Genomic DNA, 14,770 nt, shown 5'->3' on the forward strand with positions numbered 1-14,770 from the left:
AACGTCTTCAATCATTTCCTCCCGGCGACGCGGTTGCCGCAGTACCGTTCTCCCTGACTGCTCGTGCCCCGTAGTAGAGAATCACGGCGGTGACAAAGGCCGAGGAGCCGACGAGCAGGACGAAGCTAATGGTATCGAGGATCGGCATGGCGAGCCAGTTCGCGAGCTCACCGAACGCCACGGCGATGCTCGCCAGCAACAGCATGATGCCGAAGTAGATCGTCACGTCCGCCTCATCGACGTACGCGGTCGAGGCCGACCCGATTCGTGCGCCGAGCGCGCTGCCAGCGAGCAACGCGGTGACCACGCCGAGGTCGACGACGCCGTCGAGCCCGTAGGAAAAGGCCCCGACTGCCCCGGACATCAGCGCGCCAAAGAGGCTCGTCCCCACGGCGGCGGCCAGCGGGACGCCGATCAGGTAGTAGATTGCAGGCATCCGAATGAACCCGCCACCGACACCGAGAAAGCCGGAGACGACGCCGACGCCGCCACCGACGCCCGAGATTGTCCACAGCGAGGCCTTGCTTCCGTCCGTGAGCGTCACCATCGGTGGGATGTTGTACGACTTGATCCGTTTGGCGATCTCGGGGATGTCGTCCGGGTCAGCCTCTTTTCCGTCCTCATCGGCGTCCTGATTGAGTGCGCTCCGGACGAACAACAGCCCGATCGCCGCGAGCAACAGGACGTAGACGGTGCCAACGACTAGCTCCGCCTGCCCGAGCGCATCCAGCGCCAGCACACCGTACTTGCCAACCTCGATCCCGACGGCGATACCGACGAACATCAGCGCGCCGAGCTTGTAGTCCACCGATCCCACGTCGTGGTGTTTCATGGTCGCGATCACGGCTGTCCCGAAGACAAAGGCCATCGAACTGCCGATCGCGACGGGGGCGGGGTAGCCGAGGATCAACAGCGCCGGCGTTACCAGAAAGGACCCACCCATCCCGAAGAAGCCGAAAAAGACCCCGACCATGAAGCCGAAGCCGACAAACAGCACGAGCAGGTCGAGACCGAGTCCGAGTACCTCCATAGCTCAGGCTTGCTCAATCCTGTTGATCACGGAGGGAGCGACGGTATCTTCGAGTGCGCCGTAGCCGACGTAAAACACGACGGCCTCGACCAACACGACGCCGACGAGGATCGCCGCCTGCACGTACCCAGGGAGTGCGAGTGCTTCGATCATTGCGTCCACCTCTGTGTTTCGCGTGTCCAGGTCATTGTCTTCAATACCCTCTACTCGGAGGGAGTGTATAACGCTTGTGGGACGACCATACAATATTACAACAGTCTATCTAACGCCTAACCAACGCATATATTTCTATAACTTATCCAGATATAGGAGGGGAACGCCCCGCTGCAGCCCACCGCTGACTCGCTCTTGTCCGACAGACGCACAAAAACCACAGTGTGCAGTAGTAACACCCCACACAGGCCGACCGTTCGGTTCGACACGGTAGCATTGATAATGGACAAACCAAACAATATTATACGGTCCCGACGTAAGACCGGATATGAAAGCGGTACTTGCGACGGACCTCTCGGCGGCGAGCGAGGCCACGATCGAGAGCGAGACCTGCCTGAACTGCCTCGGTCGGATCGGCGTCGAGGAGATCCATCTCGTCACCGTCATTCCCGCGAACGTCCACGCCGGGATGCCCGGCATCGACTTCGAGAAGCGACGGAAACGGGGCCTGAATCGGTATCGCGACGTGATCGAGGCGGCCGGACTGGATGTCGAGACCCACGTCGTGCGGGGGACGCCACACCGGCGGATCAACGGTGTCGCCGAGACGGTCGGAGCGGGACTGACCATCATCGGGTCCCGGGGGAAAAGCCCACTGGAGAACCGGGTGATCGGGTCGACGGCCCGCAACCTCGCCCGGACGACGGTCGTTCCGCTGGTCGTCAACCGGATCGAACGTGCCGCGGACGACCCCGAGGTGCTTCGGGAACATCTCTTCCAGCGCATGCTGTTTGCGACTGACTTTTCGGCGAACGCCGAGCGTGCCTTCGAGTCGTTTTCGTATCTTCGCCACGCGACCCAGGAGGCGACGCTCGTCCACGTCGGGACGCCGAAAGATCCGGGTCTCGGTGAGGGCGAGGATCCGGAAGTGGAACTCGACGCGCTCGCCGCCCGCCTCGAGGACTGGGGGATCGAGACCGAGACGGACGTCAGACAGGGGGACCCGGCCGACGAGATCCTCGCCGCCGAGGCGGAGTTCCGACCGACGACGATCCTGCTCGGCTCGCGGGGTCACAGCCGCCTGCGCCGCCTGCTGCTCGGGAACGTCTCCGAGGATCTGGTCGCGCGCGCCGACGGGAACGTGATGCTCGTGCCGCCGGAACGGACAGCCTGATCGGAGCGGTCGCTCCAGTATCGGACTTCCGGCACCCCCTTCCGATTATTACTCGATTCGTGGTAGCGTCTCACGCTATGTTCGACTTCGAAAACCGGGTAGTCATCGTAACGGGGGCCGGACAGGGAATCGGCGCAGCGACTGCAACGCTGTTCGGGGAGCAGGGTGCCAACGTCGTGGTCACGGACGTCGTCGAGCAGCGGGAGGCGGTCGGCGAGGCGGTCGAGGACGCAGGTGGGACCGCGCTCGTGCGCGAACTCGACGTGACCGACTACGAGCAGGCCCAGTCCGTCGTCGAGGACACCGTCGACGAGTTCGACCGGGTCGACGTGCTGGTTAACAACGCGGGGATCTTCCCGACAGCCGGACTCGACGACATGACGTCCGAGGACTGGCAGCAGGTGATCGATATCAACCTCACAGGGACGTTCAACTGCACGAAGGCTGTCCTACCGGTGATGCGTGATCAGGAGTACGGCCGCATCGTCAACATATCCTCGGCCTCCGGCGGCAAGATCGGCTGGTCGGGAGAGCTCTCTCACTACGCCGCCAGCAAGGGTGGCGTCGTCGGCTTCACCCGAAGCGCCGCGATCGATCTCGGACCCGATGGGATCACGATGAACGCCGTCGTCCCGGGGATGATCGATACCGGCGCAGCCGAGCAGGTCTCGACTGATGAAGAGATACAGGGGGCAGTGAACATGACACCGGTCGGACGACAGGGCGATCCCGAGGAGCTGGCGGCCGCAATCGCGTACCTCGCTTCGGAGCCCGCCGCGTTCGTAACCGGTGCCTCGCTCGTCGTCGACGGCGGGATCACACTGGTCTGATACGGACATTCTTAGAATTGTGGAAACTAAACAAGACTTAAATCGAGACAGATAGAACATCGAGATATGTCCGAGAACGTTTCGACGTACGAGATGACTGGCACACGAATGAGCCCCCGACGGATGGAGATCGATACTGGCGAGGCCGCGTTCGTCGTCGGCAAGGACGTCAACCCTGTCGAGTACTTCCTCGGTGCGATACTGGGCTGTCTGAACTCGACCGGTACGATGGTCGCCCGGGACATGGATATCGACATCGAGGAGATGACGGTCCGGATCGACGGCGATGTCGACTACTCGCGCTACCGCGGTGAGGAATCCGACGCCCGCCCCGGCCTGCAGGAACTCGACGTGACGTTCGACATCGACGCGGATGCCGACCGGGAGCGCCTGGAGGAATGGCTCGCAGCAGTGAAAGATCGATGTCCCGTGACCGACAACGTCGAACACGAGACGCCTCTCACGCTCGACATCGAGCCGGCGTGAGGATCAGTCCGCGCCGGTCACACCGGCGCTCGCTTCCGCGTCCTGACTGCGCCAGACGCCCTGCAGGTACGCGCCGACGAACATGCCGGCGAGTGCCCAGAGGATCGTCACGTTGCCGACACCGAGGCTGGCGTAGGCCGCGCCGGGACAGATCCCCGAGAGGCCCCAGCCGACGCCGAAGATCGAGCCGCCAATGAGGACGTTCCGATCGAACGATTTGAGCCGCCGGGCGTAGCTGTCGCCAGTCAGCGGCGCGCTGTCGAGCACGCGGGGGACGATCGCAAAGCCGAGCCCGGTCACGATCGCGGCTCCGAACATCACGAAGACCAGCCCGAAGTCCTCGAACTGGAGGAAGTTCAATACGACCTCCGGCTGGGCCATGTGGCTGAAGCCGAGGCCGAAGCCGAAGATCAGGCCGCCGACGTAGATCAGCGGCATGAACAGGGGATGGCGAGAAGCGGCCATACGTTATGGACTCACCCCCAGTGCCATCACCAGCTGAGCGGTCCCGATCGCAACGAGCATGAACGTCGCCACGCCGACGATCGACGTCTTCGAGGCCGACCCGACGCCACAGACGCCGTGGCCGGAGGTACAGCCCTTCCCGATTCGGGTCCCGACCCCGACTAGGACGCCGCCGAGGAACAGCCGCCACGGCTGGACGTCCGTGAGCCAGATCGTCACGCCACCGATCTCACGGAGCTGGCCTGTTGTCCCGGGCGTGTACAGTGAACTCGTGAGGAGTCCGGACTGAAACGTGAGCGCGTAGATCGCCGCCCCGGAGATGATCCCGAAGGTGAAGACGAGCCGCCAGTCCCGCGAGCTCCGGTACTGCTGGAATCGCGATCGATCGGAGGCGTACGAGAGTGTCGACTCGAGGAACGTGCTCGCACCGGCACTGATTCCGGTTCCGAGGTAGATCACCAGCGCGCCGAGGCCGACGAACAGCCCGCCGACGGCGTAGCGACTGATCCCCTCGGGAAAGAACGTCTCAAACAGCGCCGGAACGACGAGGTCGGGAATCATACCCGATCAGTCATCCGCGAGCGAGTCCTGGCTTGCTGCGCAGTTGTTCGGTCCGAGTTCGAGCTCGAAGGCCTCCTCGTCGTCTGCGGTCTGCTGACCGAGATTGGTCGCGATGATATCCTCGTAGTTGGCCGGCCGCGGAGGCATATCCGAGAGGATCACGTCGACGAACTCGTCTTCGTCCATCCGCAGTGCAGCCATCTCGTCGACGAGCTGACCGATCGGCGCGGTGTAGGTACCGTCCGCTGCGGGCTCCGCGGCGTCGCTAAAGTGCGCGCCACCGATGAGCGTCTCGTCGGGCAACGTGAGCACGCGTTCTTGCAGGGACTCGTAGAGCTGCTTTGCCGCATCGGGTGCGCCGGCGTCGCCCTCTTCGAGATCCGGCCGCGCGACGCTCTCGACGAACAGGCCGTCACCGGTCGCGAGCAGGGAGTCATCGATCAGATACGAGGTCATCCCGGAGGTGTGACCGGGCGTGTAGACGGTCTCGATCGTGGCGTCGCCGACTGCGAACTCGTCGCCGTCCGCGGCGAGGGTCATGTCGTCGGCGTAGGTGATCCCCCGGTCGACCGCTGGCTCGGGGATGACGCCCTCGACGCCCTCGTCAGCGAGGTTTCGTACCCCGGAAATGTGGTCCGCGTGGACGTGCGTATCGATCGCATACTGTAGTTCGACGCCGAGTTCTTCGGCATCGTCGAGATACCGGTCGGTAAACTCACGAAGGGGATCGATGACGGCGGCCTCGTCGCCGTCGTAGAGGAAATAGCCCAGACAGCCACTGGAGGGGCGCTGGTACTGCAGGAGCGTCCCTGTACCGTCGTACTCGGTCACTTCGACTGCCTCGTAGACGCGTGCCCAGCCGTTCATGCCGTCTTCGAGGTGGTCGACATCGTACCCGAGCTCTTTCAGCGAGCCAGCGACGTACTCGCTTGCACCGCCTTTGGCACACAGAACGGTCAGCTCACGATCGTCGGGGATCCGACCGAGTACGTCCTCCGGGATCTCGTCGTCGAGGAAGTGGAAATACGGAACGTTGATCGATTCGACGTTCTCGCCGTCGATCTTCCACTCCTCGTAGTCGCCCTCCATACGCGCGTCGAGTAGCGTAACCGACTCGCCTGCATCGATCTGTGCTTTTAGCTCGTTCGGGTCGATCGATTCGACGTCGACGTCAGGGGTTGGAAAGTCCATGTCGTCCATGTTGTACACCGTAGAATATTGGGTGATCCCTCATAAGAGTTTGCATGGTTTTGCGTTTACCACACAATATACTAGCTCCCCAATATTTCCAGATGCGGCCAAGTCGGTGATAGACTGGAAGAGAAGTAGTAATTCGCGTGGCTTCGTATGGCGGCTTTTCAATACCACTACAATAATCGGTGGCTTTATATCTCTCTACCCAATATTGTGTATTAGCTCCAATACAGAGCAGATTAACAATGAGTTCGCAATACGATATTACCGAAACCCTGGATGTAAAAGGACAGTCCTGCCCGATGCCCGTCGTCAAGACCAAACAGGCTGCAGACGAACTGGCCGAGGGGGAAATTCTCGAAGTGGTCGCCACGGATTCGGGCAGCATGAGCGACATCGATGGGTGGGCCGACGGAACGTCGGGCGTCGAACTCCTCGAGCAGGTCGAGGGCGACGACGTCTACAAACACTACGTTCAGAAGACGGCATGAGCACCGACAGCTCTACGCCCACGGATGAGGAGGCGACACCTGATCCCGCCGAGGTAGCGGCCCTCCGCGAGCGCGTCGACGAGCTAGAACAGTCGCTCGCGGAGCTTGATGACGGCGATGATCAGAAGCAGATGACGATCATCGCCACGAAGGGTACGCTGGACATGGCATATCCGCCGCTGATTCTGGCGAGTACGGCCGCCGCCTTCGGCTGGGATGTGGTCGTCTTCCACACGTTCTGGGGGCTGGAGATCCTCCACGAGGACAACGCCGAGGAGCTCAAACTGAGCGCCGTCGGCAACCCGAACATGCCGATGCCCAACGCCATTGCAGCGCTGCCCGGCATGGACGCGTTGGCGACGCGCATGATGCGAAACAAGATCGACGACAACGGCACCGCGACCATCGGCGAGCTGATCGAGCTCTCTCTCGACCAGGGCGTCGACCTGCAGGCCTGCCAGATGACGATCGAGCTGATGGACTACGACGAGGACGACTTTTTCGACGGCGTGACCACGGGTGTCGGCGCAGCGACTGCGCTCAACCACATGGCCGACGCCGACGTGCAGCTGCTGATCTAACAATGCGTGAGAAGGAACCAAGCCTCCGCGTCGTCGAAGCCGTCGCCGAAGCAGAGGAGAGCGATCCGGGGGATCTTTCTACCCCGCTTGCCAGTGTGATCGATCCCGACGCGCTGGATCGGTTGTTCGAGACAGCTGGTTACGAAGGCATGAGTCCCTGTTGCTCGGTATCGTTCACCTACTACGGGTATGACGTGAACGTCAACGCGAACGGACGAATCACTGTTCAGTAACCGTTACTCCGCGTGGCGCACGATGTGAATATCGTATCGTGGATCTTCCGAGAGCGGATTCCCCACACTGGTCAACGGCGTCGAGACGCGGCCCGCGTTCTCGCTGCCGATGAAGATGATCGACACCTGTAGCTCGGCCGCGACCTGTCGGATCGTCCGCGTGATGTCGGTCGTGATCGTCGCGCGATAGTCAGTCTCTTCAGTTTCCTCACAGCGGAAGGTCGCCTCGGGTGCCACGTCCTCCTGTTGATGCCGTAGCCGCGTACAGATCATCTTCGCGTCAAACGCCTCGTCAGGAGCGAGCCAGCCGCGGTCGCGCGCGAACTCGACATCGGGTGGGACCACGGCGAGGGCGACGACCTCCTCCCCGGTGAACTCGCCGAACTCCCGGGCACGGTCCAGCGCCGCCGTGGAGAGATCGGAGCCGTCGAACGGAACCAGCAGTGTCATACCGGCATCTCAGTCCCTCGGCAGTTAACGATTGCGCCGCGGCTCCGTTACTTCGAGAGTTGTAGTTTAACACTTCGAATGTTGTAGTATAACACTTCGAGTATTGTAGTTAGCGTTCACGCACCGTCCCGCCGCTCAGCCCGTCCCACACGACCCGGTAGCCCAGCTCTGCGAGGACCGTGCTGGCGTCGTCGATCCCCGTCTCGCCGATCCGTGTTTCGGCGGTAGCAAACTCCATGCCGTCCTCGATTCGATCTGCCAGCTCGGCGAGCACGTCCGGCCGGACCAGCGTGCGACCGATCAGCTCGTGCTCGGGGAACTCCCTGTCTTCAATTGCGCTCTCGCTCACGCCGTGCTGTTCGGCGAGGTCGGCCAGCGTCAGGACGTCCGCTTCGGGCTCGAGTTCATCGGGGAGGTCGGCCGCGCTATCCGTTTCCAGATCGGCCTCGTACCGGCGCAGGGCGTCACGCACGTCCTTGATCCGGACGGTGCCCGAATACTGGATCGCCCGATGATCCCGGGCCTCGATCGCTTCGCCAGCACCGAGACTCTCGTCGACGGCAACGAGCAGTTCGACATCCTCGACGGTATCGAGCTTCGAGAGCTTCGTTTCGACGTACTCGGGCGTCCAGAAGCCCATAATCTCGAAAAAGACGCGGAAGTCAGCAAAGCGGTAGTCGAACGCGAAATCGGGGATCATCACGCTCGCTCCGGCCGCGAGGGGTTCGGGCTCGCGGACGAGCTCCCAGTCGAGATCCAGCGCCGCAAAGCGGGCGGCGAAATCGGCCTCGACGCCGCTGTCGTAGCGGTCCTCGACGAGCGGTTCGACGCCTGGCACGCGAATTGGATCCTCAGCCGAGAGACGGAGTTCGCGTTCGGTGCCGCGGTCGTCGATTCGCGCGGAGAGTGTCCAGTCGTCCGTTTTGGCAACGCTCCGAAGCAGGCGGGCAAACTGGGTGCCGTACCGCCGGGTGGCACGGAACAGTCCGGTCGGTCCAGTGACTACCAGTTCGCGGCCCGCCGGCGTTTTCTCTACCTCATAGAGCAGTCCGAGCCGTTTCACCGCCGAGACCAGTCCCTTCGGATCTACCGAGCGCACCCTGATTTCCGTGGCGTCGAACAGCGCAGTCTGGGCCAGCGAGAGGTTGTACTGTGCGATCAGCGCTTCGGGACTCCAGCGGCTGTCGAACGATGTGAGTATCTGTCGATCGTCGAGATCAGCAAAGAGCGAGGTCTCGATGGCGTCGGACGATACCGCGAGTCCCGACGCCGCCCGATCGATCGCCGCCTCACGGTCGGCGACAGTAACAACCCCCACTGATTCTGCGGCCTCGAATGCGGATCGGCGCGCTCGCTCGGGATCAACCGGGGCACGCGTCTCGAACGCCGCGTCGTGTTCCAGCAGTCTGGCAAATCCTCGGAGGAGTTTGAAATCCTCGGCCTCGCGTTCGAGGTCGGTCAGCGCGTCCTCGAGGTCGCCTGCAGTATGATCGACGTGGCCCTGATAGGTCCCGATGGCTTTCGCAGCCAGCGGGCGGTGCTCCCGCCCGGCGAACTGTGGGTGATAGCCCCCGCCAGCACGCGAGACGCGGAGCAGGTCCTTCGTCAGCACGTGAGGAGCTACGGCTGGACGTAATAAAATCCGTTCGGGACGCTTGCACTGATCTACCTCTCACCGTCGAGGAAGGAAAGTACCGCTTCGTTGAACGCCTCGGTCTGCTCGCGCTGGGGCCAGTGCCCACAGTCCGGTCGGACGTCGAGCGTCGCGTCCGGGATCCGATCCGCTGTTCGTCGCGACCACTCGACCGGAAAGAGCGGGTCTTCGGCACCGTGGACGAGCAGCGTCGGGACGCCGAGGTCGCCGAGACGGTCCGAGAAGTCGGTCCGGTAGCCGCTTCGATCCACCTCGTGACGCCGCCAGCGGCGAAACGCCAGCCCGGCATCCGGCCGTTGTAGCAGTCGGTAGAACTCGTCGACGACCGACCGGGAGAGCGTACTGACATCGTTCACGATGCCGCCGAGTGCGCGCTTTGCAAGTCGTCGGTTCCGGCTGAGCAGGGAGATCGACAGCTCGTTCAGCTGTGGAAGCCGCGAAAGAATGTACGTCAGGTAGCCGTGGGGGAGCCCCCGGCCGAGACCGTGGCTGTCGACCAGCACGAGTTTTTGCACGCGGGACTGGTTGTACAGCGCGTACTGGAGCGCGATCCCACCGCCCATCGAGACGCCGACGAGCGTGACCGGCGAGATGTTTAGCGCGTCGAGAAAGTCGCCGAGGACGTCGGTATGGTACGCGGTCGTGTAGTCGGCAGCCTCCGGGCGGCTGCTGCTTCCGTATCCCGGCAGATCGAGTGCGATAACGCGGCGCTCGTGGGCAAACGGTGCGATCGAGCCGCCCCACGAGAGCGTCGCCGCGTCGACGATGCCGCCGTGGAGGAACACGACAGGTGTCGACCCGCTGCCCGCCGTAATGTAGTGGAGGTGTCGACCGTCCACGTCGATCCACATGTCGAGCGGTTCGAGCGTGTCCGTGTGCTCGGTTGCCATCGTGTGATATATCCACACGCTGTGGGAAATAGCTAACAGCGAGCTAGCTCATAATGACCGTAAGGTGGAAACCCGCGTCTTTAGGCGCGGGAGGAAGCCGACCACTCGGACACACACCGCGTTCGATAGCAGGTCGACTCCCCCCACGCCAATCCGAACTATTATAAATTCCAAGTGCTACATATGAAGTGAAGATGGTGGAAGGCTCAGGCACTCGCACCGTTCCCGTCAAACTCGATGTGGACAAGAGTGCCGCTGACCTCCTCCACCAGACCATCGACCACTTCCTCGACGCCGCCAACCATGTTGTAGACGTAGCGTGGGAATCCGACTGGAAAATCACCAGCAAACAGAAACTCCACGACCTCACCTACTACGACGTTCGAGACGACTCGCCACTCCCGGCCAATCTCGTGCAAGCCGCGCGAAACCGTGGGGCAGAAGCTGTCAAAGGCGTCGTAGAACGCTGGAAGGAAGGCAAAAAAGCCTCGAAACCCGAGTTCACGTCACGGTTCGCTAGCTACGACGCCCGAACCGTCACTGTCAACGACGACCACGCCACACTCGCCACCATCGACGGGCGAGTCACTGCGGAGTTCGTCCTTCCCGACGACCAGCGAGATACGCCTCACTCGGAGTACCTGTTCAACGACGAGTACGATGTGAAGGGAGCCACGCTTCACTACGACGAGGTTGAGGACTGTTTCTATCTTCACGTGCGGACAAAGCCCGCTGTGGAGAACGATGATGCCGACACAGGCGATGCCAAGCACGTCTCCGTCCTTGGTGTTGACCTCGGCATCACAAACATCGCAACCACCTCAACCGGACGATTCTGGGGCGGCGGCGAACTCAACCACTGGCACCGCGAGTACGAGAAGCGTCGGGGGTCGCTCCAGCAGACTGGGACTCGATGGGCACACGAGAACGTCCAGCGAGTCGGTCGGAAGGAAACTGGGCGGTTTGAGCAGATGCTTCACACGATCTCGAACGAACTCGTAGACGAAGCTCTGGAGAACGACTGTACGCATATCGTGTTCGAGCAACTCAACGGAATCCGCGAACGCTTGCCGCACGCGAAGGCGGTTCACAAGTGGGCGTTCCACCGCTTGTACGAGTACGTCACGTACAAGGCCGAGTCTGACGGGCTTGTCGTGAAGCAGATTAATCCTGCGTACACGAGCCAACGTTGCTCGAAGTGTGGGTTCACTCACGAGGATAATCGCCCGCACAATAACGGTCAGGACGAGTTCGAGTGTCTGAAGTGCGGGTACGATATTCACGCGGATTACAACGCGGCGAAGAATATCGGCTTGAAGTATCTCCGCGACCAGCAAAAGTCTGGGCGTGGAGGCGCACCCGTAGGCGTGCGCTTGAACAGCGGGATGATGAACGTAAACGGTGAGTATTCGCCTACTGTGTTACACAGTTAGAACGGGAGTCCACGCTGAATGCCACGCCCTTCAGGGCGTGGTAGCTTACTTCCGCCGGTTCGATACACCTTCCTCTGCGGTATCCCGAGCAACGACCTCGTATAGCAGGGCGCGGTCGCTCTCCTCGCTGGGGCGCAGGATTCGGCCGAGTCGCTGGGTGAACTCGCGTTCGCTGCCGCTGCCCGAGAGGACCACTGCGACGCTGGCATCCGGGACGTCGATCCCCTCGTCCAGTACGTTCGACGTGACGACGCGCGTGTACTCCCCCTTCCGGAACCGATCGAGAATCTCACGGCGCTCTCCTGTCGACGTCCGGTGGGTGATCGGCGGAATCAGAAATCGGTCGGCGATCCGGTAGGCAAAGTCGTTGTGGGCGGTAAAGACGATCGTGCGCTCGCCGCGGTGGCGATCGAGAATCTCTCCGAGTGCATCGACTTTCGCCTCGCTACTCATCATGATCTCGCGGGCGCGCTGTTTTGCCAGCAGGGCTTCACGCGCTTCGGGATCGCGCCCCGAGCGCTTGACGAGTTCCTGGTAGTCGCTACCGCTCCGGAGCTGGATGTTCGAGCGCCTGAGATAGTCAGTAAAGGTGCCCTGCTGGTCGTCGTACTCGGCGCGTTCGTCGGGCGGGAGTTCGACCGACCGGCGCTTGACCTCGTAGGCCGCGAGATGCTCACCAGCTAAATCGTCCGGTTCGAGCGAGTAGACGACCGGACCGACCAGCTCCGCAACGACCTCGTGAGCGTCGTCCGGGCGCTCGAAGGTGGCCGTGAGGCCGAGCCGCGCTGGCGCGGCGAGCAACTGTGCGATCTGTCTGAAGCCCTCCCCGCCGAGGTGGTGGACCTCGTCGAAGACGACCAGCCCGAACCGGCCGCCGATCTCGCTCGCCCGGAGATACGCCGAGTCGTAGGTAGCGACCGTCAGCGGGCCGACCTGCTGGACGCCCCCGCCCAGCTGGCCGAGCCTCACGTCGGGAAACTCCTCGGCGAGTTCGTCACGCCACTGCTCCAGCAGGTCGATCGTCGGCACAACGACGAGCGTCGGAGTCGACAGGGCCGCGATGGCGGCGACGCCGATCACCGTCTTGCCGCTCCCCGTGGGGAGTTCGAGGACGCCACGGCGATCGGCCCCCTCCCAGGCGTCGAGCGCGTCGCGCTGGTACTCACGGAGCTGGTAGCTCGACGACAGATCAGGGACGGCTGCGAGGTTCAGCACGTCGTCCTCGACGTCTTCGCCCCGCTCGTCGAGGGCGTCCCGGAGCGCTGCGTACCGGTGTCCGGGCGCGCGATAGGTCTCCGAGCGCGGGTCGTACTCGACGCCCGGCAGGTCGGCGACGTCCTCGCCGGTTAACTGGATCGTCCCGTCCTCGAAGCCGAGTCTCGTCGTCACGTCCTCGCGTAGACACGGAGGCTACAAAAACCGTTCCGGAGACGGTGGTCGTAGCAATCGAGACCCGAATAGTTATACTCATTCGGATTATATTGAATACAAGTGACGCGGTCCAGAACAAACAGACAAAAGAGCGTCGAGCGTGCTCGGTGGGGGAGCGTTGCAGTACTCCCGGTTGCTGCCCTGTTATTTTATTTCGGCGCGACAACCATCCCGGAGCTGGGTTGGCTGTTTGCCGGGCTCCTCCTACTGATCGGTGGGGTACTCGGCACGCTCCGATCGACCGATGTCTGGATCCAGGCACTGAGTACGTTGTACCTGTTTGTTGGAGTATGGCTAGTTGCAGTACTGCTACTTGGCTATACGGTCAGTCTCGGATCGGCGTAGGTCTCACCCCGGTGCTTAGGATGAATTAATTTTATTATCGTATAGTGTATGTTTTAACAGGGTGTCATACAATGGTTCTCACCATATCTGCTGCCACTCAACCTTCAGGAAGCCGCCACGCCTGCTCGATGTTCACCAGCTGATTTGGGTCAGGAAGTTCCCGTGCTGGGCGCTCGACGATCTGCATAATCTCTTCGGCCCGGAAGACACGGTTTTGATCGTTGCCTGTGATTTCAGTCACAACACCATCCGATTCGAGCCGCGTAGCTGCGTTGTTCGCCGTCTGATACACCGTATTGATCCGCTCACTGGCTTCTCTGACTGTAAAATACGGATCTTCGAACAAAGAGAGACCAAGGCGACGAACGGATTGTGGAGCCTCCGCATAGCGGCTTTCGTAGTCGTGTCGTTTATCGATGAGTAGTCTTGCCCGGACAAATGCTTCCTCGGCCTGTTCACGGATTCCGCGAAGGAAAAACTGAAGCCATTCATCCCAGGCACCATCTTCGCTAACAGATAGCAAGAGGTCTGCGTATTCGGTACGGTGTCGCTCGATGAATGAACTCAGATAGAGCATCGGGTAGTGGAGTAACCGACAACCCAACAGCATGAGGACGACAAGGAGTCGGCCAACACGTCCGTTTCCGTCTTTGAATGGGTGGATCGTTTCGAACTGGTAGTGGGACACAGCGATGTCGACGAGGTCAGGCCACTTACTGTCTTGCTGAATGAACTGTTCTAAGTTCTCCATCAACCCAGACACTGAACCTGGTTTCGGTGGGATGAATCTGATTCGCTTTCCGGGTGCACTGGGGTTTTCTTCTTCGATGACTGCAAAACCCGGTCGATACTCACCGGGTAATGGGTTTTCTTCCTCCGATCTTCCGCTGTCCAGTAATTGCTCGTGTAGTGATTTCAGAAGCTCTGCCGTAATGTTCTCGCGGTCGATGCCGGCGGTCTGAAGATACGAAACTGCATCATCAAGCGCGCGGATGTAATTCCGGGCTTCCCGCACGTCGGCTTCGTGGTCGCGGTCTGGAGTATCCCGAACAGTCAACTGGTCGAGATCGTAGCGGTAGATATCCGACACCGTCACCGCTGTCCCTTCGACTTGTGAAGACTGTTCGGCTTCCTTGTAGACGAAGGAACTGAAGACTGCGCCGGGGTTGTCGATTTCGCTGCCGAGTCCTTCCAGTCGTCCCAGCGCCCACATGGCTCGCCCATTCTCCCGGATGACCGCCTCGGATAGCTCGAACGATGGTGGCAACCGATCCGGAAAGTACGCCTTTGGAAGTGATCGGTCCGTCCGAAGCGGCATGTACTGCCCAGGTGCAGTCCCAGGTAAATCGTATCCGTCCTTCATTAGCTC

At 61.5% G+C, this 14,770-nt stretch carries 18 protein-coding genes; 8 read left to right on the plus strand and 10 right to left on the minus strand.

What is annotated here, in order from left to right:
• Positions 1 to 7: 7 nt before the first annotated feature.
• Entirely contained in the window at positions 8 to 1,030 is a 1,023-nt protein-coding gene (locus AArcSt11_RS12830; RefSeq protein ID WP_250597606.1) for a sulfite exporter TauE/SafE family protein, read from the minus strand.
• 3 nt (positions 1,031 to 1,033) lie between these two features.
• The gene (locus tag AArcSt11_RS12835; RefSeq protein WP_250597608.1) at positions 1,034 to 1,183 is read right to left on the minus strand and encodes a DUF7512 family protein; all 150 of its coding nucleotides are present in this window, start codon (positions 1,181 to 1,183) and stop codon (positions 1,034 to 1,036) included.
• Between the two features lie 328 nt (positions 1,184 to 1,511).
• Between AArcSt11_RS12835 and AArcSt11_RS12840 the strand changes: the two genes are divergently transcribed.
• The 3 genes from AArcSt11_RS12840 to AArcSt11_RS12850 all read left to right on the plus strand — a co-directional run bounded on the left by AArcSt11_RS12840 (position 1,512) and on the right by AArcSt11_RS12850 (position 3,673).
• Complete coding sequence (locus AArcSt11_RS12840) at positions 1,512 to 2,357, plus strand: universal stress protein (protein WP_250597610.1); 846 nt, start codon at positions 1,512 to 1,514, stop codon at positions 2,355 to 2,357.
• Between the two features lie 77 nt (positions 2,358 to 2,434).
• Positions 2,435 to 3,187 (plus strand): SDR family NAD(P)-dependent oxidoreductase, encoded by a 753-nt coding sequence (locus tag AArcSt11_RS12845; RefSeq protein WP_250597612.1) that lies wholly within the window; start codon positions 2,435 to 2,437, stop codon positions 3,185 to 3,187.
• 66 nt (positions 3,188 to 3,253) lie between these two features.
• Positions 3,254 to 3,673, plus strand: a complete 420-nt coding sequence (locus AArcSt11_RS12850; protein ID WP_250597614.1) for an OsmC family protein — start codon at positions 3,254 to 3,256, stop codon at positions 3,671 to 3,673.
• A 3-nt stretch (positions 3,674 to 3,676) separates the two neighbouring features.
• Here the strand turns inward: AArcSt11_RS12850 and AArcSt11_RS12855 are convergent, their stop codons facing one another.
• Genes AArcSt11_RS12855 through AArcSt11_RS12865 form a run of 3 tightly spaced genes read right to left on the minus strand, consistent with a single transcriptional unit; the run spans position 3,677 to position 5,899 of the window.
• A complete protein-coding gene (locus AArcSt11_RS12855; protein WP_250597616.1) occupies positions 3,677 to 4,138 on the minus strand; it encodes a YeeE/YedE family protein in 462 nt (153 codons plus the stop codon).
• Between the two features lie 3 nt (positions 4,139 to 4,141).
• Positions 4,142 to 4,699 (minus strand): YeeE/YedE family protein, encoded by a 558-nt coding sequence (locus tag AArcSt11_RS12860; protein WP_250597618.1) that lies wholly within the window; start codon positions 4,697 to 4,699, stop codon positions 4,142 to 4,144.
• A gap of 6 nt (positions 4,700 to 4,705) precedes the next feature.
• The gene (locus AArcSt11_RS12865; protein ID WP_250597620.1) at positions 4,706 to 5,899 is read right to left on the minus strand and encodes an MBL fold metallo-hydrolase; all 1,194 of its coding nucleotides are present in this window, start codon (positions 5,897 to 5,899) and stop codon (positions 4,706 to 4,708) included.
• A gap of 239 nt (positions 5,900 to 6,138) precedes the next feature.
• On the opposite strand from AArcSt11_RS12865, the gene AArcSt11_RS12870 reads away from it, so the two are divergent.
• From AArcSt11_RS12870 to ddfA, 3 genes are read left to right on the plus strand one after another with little or no spacing between them, the layout of a single operon-like run.
• Positions 6,139 to 6,384, plus strand: a complete 246-nt coding sequence (locus AArcSt11_RS12870) for a sulfurtransferase TusA family protein (protein ID WP_250597622.1) — start codon at positions 6,139 to 6,141, stop codon at positions 6,382 to 6,384.
• Positions 6,381 to 6,965, plus strand: a complete 585-nt coding sequence (locus tag AArcSt11_RS12875; RefSeq protein WP_250597624.1) for a DsrE/DsrF/DrsH-like family protein — start codon at positions 6,381 to 6,383, stop codon at positions 6,963 to 6,965. Before AArcSt11_RS12870 ends, AArcSt11_RS12875 begins: the two co-directional genes overlap by 4 nt.
• A gap of 2 nt (positions 6,966 to 6,967) precedes the next feature.
• On the plus strand, positions 6,968 to 7,198 hold the full coding sequence (gene ddfA, locus AArcSt11_RS12880; protein WP_250597625.1) for a DdfA family disk-determining factor: 231 nt from the start codon (positions 6,968 to 6,970) through the stop codon (positions 7,196 to 7,198).
• Positions 7,199 to 7,201: 3 nt separating this feature from the next.
• Here the strand turns inward: ddfA and AArcSt11_RS12885 are convergent, their stop codons facing one another.
• The 3 genes from AArcSt11_RS12885 to AArcSt11_RS12895 form a co-directional block, all read right to left on the minus strand.
• Positions 7,202 to 7,648 carry a universal stress protein gene (locus tag AArcSt11_RS12885; protein ID WP_250597626.1) on the minus strand — a complete coding sequence of 149 codons (447 nt, stop codon included), beginning with the start codon at positions 7,646 to 7,648 and terminating at the stop codon, positions 7,202 to 7,204.
• A 109-nt stretch (positions 7,649 to 7,757) separates the two neighbouring features.
• A complete protein-coding gene (locus AArcSt11_RS12890) occupies positions 7,758 to 9,260 on the minus strand; it encodes a DUF790 family protein (RefSeq protein WP_250597627.1) in 1,503 nt (500 codons plus the stop codon).
• 53 nt (positions 9,261 to 9,313) lie between these two features.
• Positions 9,314 to 10,192, minus strand: a complete 879-nt coding sequence (locus AArcSt11_RS12895) for an alpha/beta fold hydrolase (RefSeq protein WP_250597628.1) — start codon at positions 10,190 to 10,192, stop codon at positions 9,314 to 9,316.
• A 194-nt stretch (positions 10,193 to 10,386) separates the two neighbouring features.
• Here AArcSt11_RS12895 and AArcSt11_RS12900 point away from each other — a divergent pair, with 194 nt between their 5' ends.
• Positions 10,387 to 11,625: an RNA-guided endonuclease InsQ/TnpB family protein gene (locus tag AArcSt11_RS12900; protein ID WP_250597629.1), complete on the plus strand. Its 1,239-nt coding sequence runs from the start codon at positions 10,387 to 10,389 to the stop codon at positions 11,623 to 11,625.
• Between the two features lie 45 nt (positions 11,626 to 11,670).
• Here the strand turns inward: AArcSt11_RS12900 and AArcSt11_RS12905 are convergent, their stop codons facing one another.
• On the minus strand, positions 11,671 to 13,014 hold the full coding sequence (locus AArcSt11_RS12905; protein ID WP_250597630.1) for a DEAD/DEAH box helicase: 1,344 nt from the start codon (positions 13,012 to 13,014) through the stop codon (positions 11,671 to 11,673).
• A 102-nt stretch (positions 13,015 to 13,116) separates the two neighbouring features.
• On the opposite strand from AArcSt11_RS12905, the gene AArcSt11_RS12910 reads away from it, so the two are divergent.
• Positions 13,117 to 13,401, plus strand: a complete 285-nt coding sequence (locus AArcSt11_RS12910; RefSeq protein WP_250597631.1) for a hypothetical protein — start codon at positions 13,117 to 13,119, stop codon at positions 13,399 to 13,401.
• A gap of 97 nt (positions 13,402 to 13,498) precedes the next feature.
• Here AArcSt11_RS12910 and AArcSt11_RS12915 read toward each other — a convergent pair whose 3' ends face one another.
• Entirely contained in the window at positions 13,499 to 14,764 is a 1,266-nt protein-coding gene (locus AArcSt11_RS12915) for a Fic family protein (RefSeq protein WP_259371255.1), read from the minus strand.
• Positions 14,765 to 14,770: the final 6 nt, after the last annotated feature.

The organism is Natranaeroarchaeum aerophilus, assembly GCF_023638055.1.
Taxonomy (GTDB): domain Archaea; phylum Halobacteriota; class Halobacteria; order Halobacteriales; family Natronoarchaeaceae; genus Natranaeroarchaeum; species Natranaeroarchaeum aerophilum.

Bases quoted from the DNA above. Each gene is read 5' to 3' on its own strand.
- ddfA (WP_250597625.1), top strand. From the start codon at position 6,968: ATGCGTGAGAAGGAACCAAGCCTCCGCGTCGTCGAAGCCGTCGCCGAA.
- AArcSt11_RS12860 (WP_250597618.1), bottom strand. From the start codon at position 4,699: ATGATTCCCGACCTCGTCGTTCCGGCGCTGTTTGAGACGTTCTTTCCC.
- AArcSt11_RS12870 (WP_250597622.1), top strand. From the start codon at position 6,139: ATGAGTTCGCAATACGATATTACCGAAACCCTGGATGTAAAAGGACAG.
- AArcSt11_RS12895 (WP_250597628.1), bottom strand. From the start codon at position 10,192: ATGGCAACCGAGCACACGGACACGCTCGAACCGCTCGACATGTGGATC.
- AArcSt11_RS12830 (WP_250597606.1), bottom strand. From the start codon at position 1,030: ATGGAGGTACTCGGACTCGGTCTCGACCTGCTCGTGCTGTTTGTCGGC.
- AArcSt11_RS12875 (WP_250597624.1), top strand. From the start codon at position 6,381: ATGAGCACCGACAGCTCTACGCCCACGGATGAGGAGGCGACACCTGAT.
- AArcSt11_RS12885 (WP_250597626.1), bottom strand. From the start codon at position 7,648: ATGACACTGCTGGTTCCGTTCGACGGCTCCGATCTCTCCACGGCGGCG.
- AArcSt11_RS12915 (WP_259371255.1), bottom strand. From the start codon at position 14,764: ATGAAGGACGGATACGATTTACCTGGGACTGCACCTGGGCAGTACATG.
- AArcSt11_RS12900 (WP_250597629.1), top strand. From the start codon at position 10,387: ATGGTGGAAGGCTCAGGCACTCGCACCGTTCCCGTCAAACTCGATGTG.
- AArcSt11_RS12835 (WP_250597608.1), bottom strand. From the start codon at position 1,183: ATGATCGAAGCACTCGCACTCCCTGGGTACGTGCAGGCGGCGATCCTC.
- AArcSt11_RS12850 (WP_250597614.1), top strand. From the start codon at position 3,254: ATGTCCGAGAACGTTTCGACGTACGAGATGACTGGCACACGAATGAGC.
- AArcSt11_RS12840 (WP_250597610.1), top strand. From the start codon at position 1,512: ATGAAAGCGGTACTTGCGACGGACCTCTCGGCGGCGAGCGAGGCCACG.
- AArcSt11_RS12845 (WP_250597612.1), top strand. From the start codon at position 2,435: ATGTTCGACTTCGAAAACCGGGTAGTCATCGTAACGGGGGCCGGACAG.
- AArcSt11_RS12855 (WP_250597616.1), bottom strand. From the start codon at position 4,138: ATGGCCGCTTCTCGCCATCCCCTGTTCATGCCGCTGATCTACGTCGGC.
- AArcSt11_RS12865 (WP_250597620.1), bottom strand. From the start codon at position 5,899: ATGGACGACATGGACTTTCCAACCCCTGACGTCGACGTCGAATCGATC.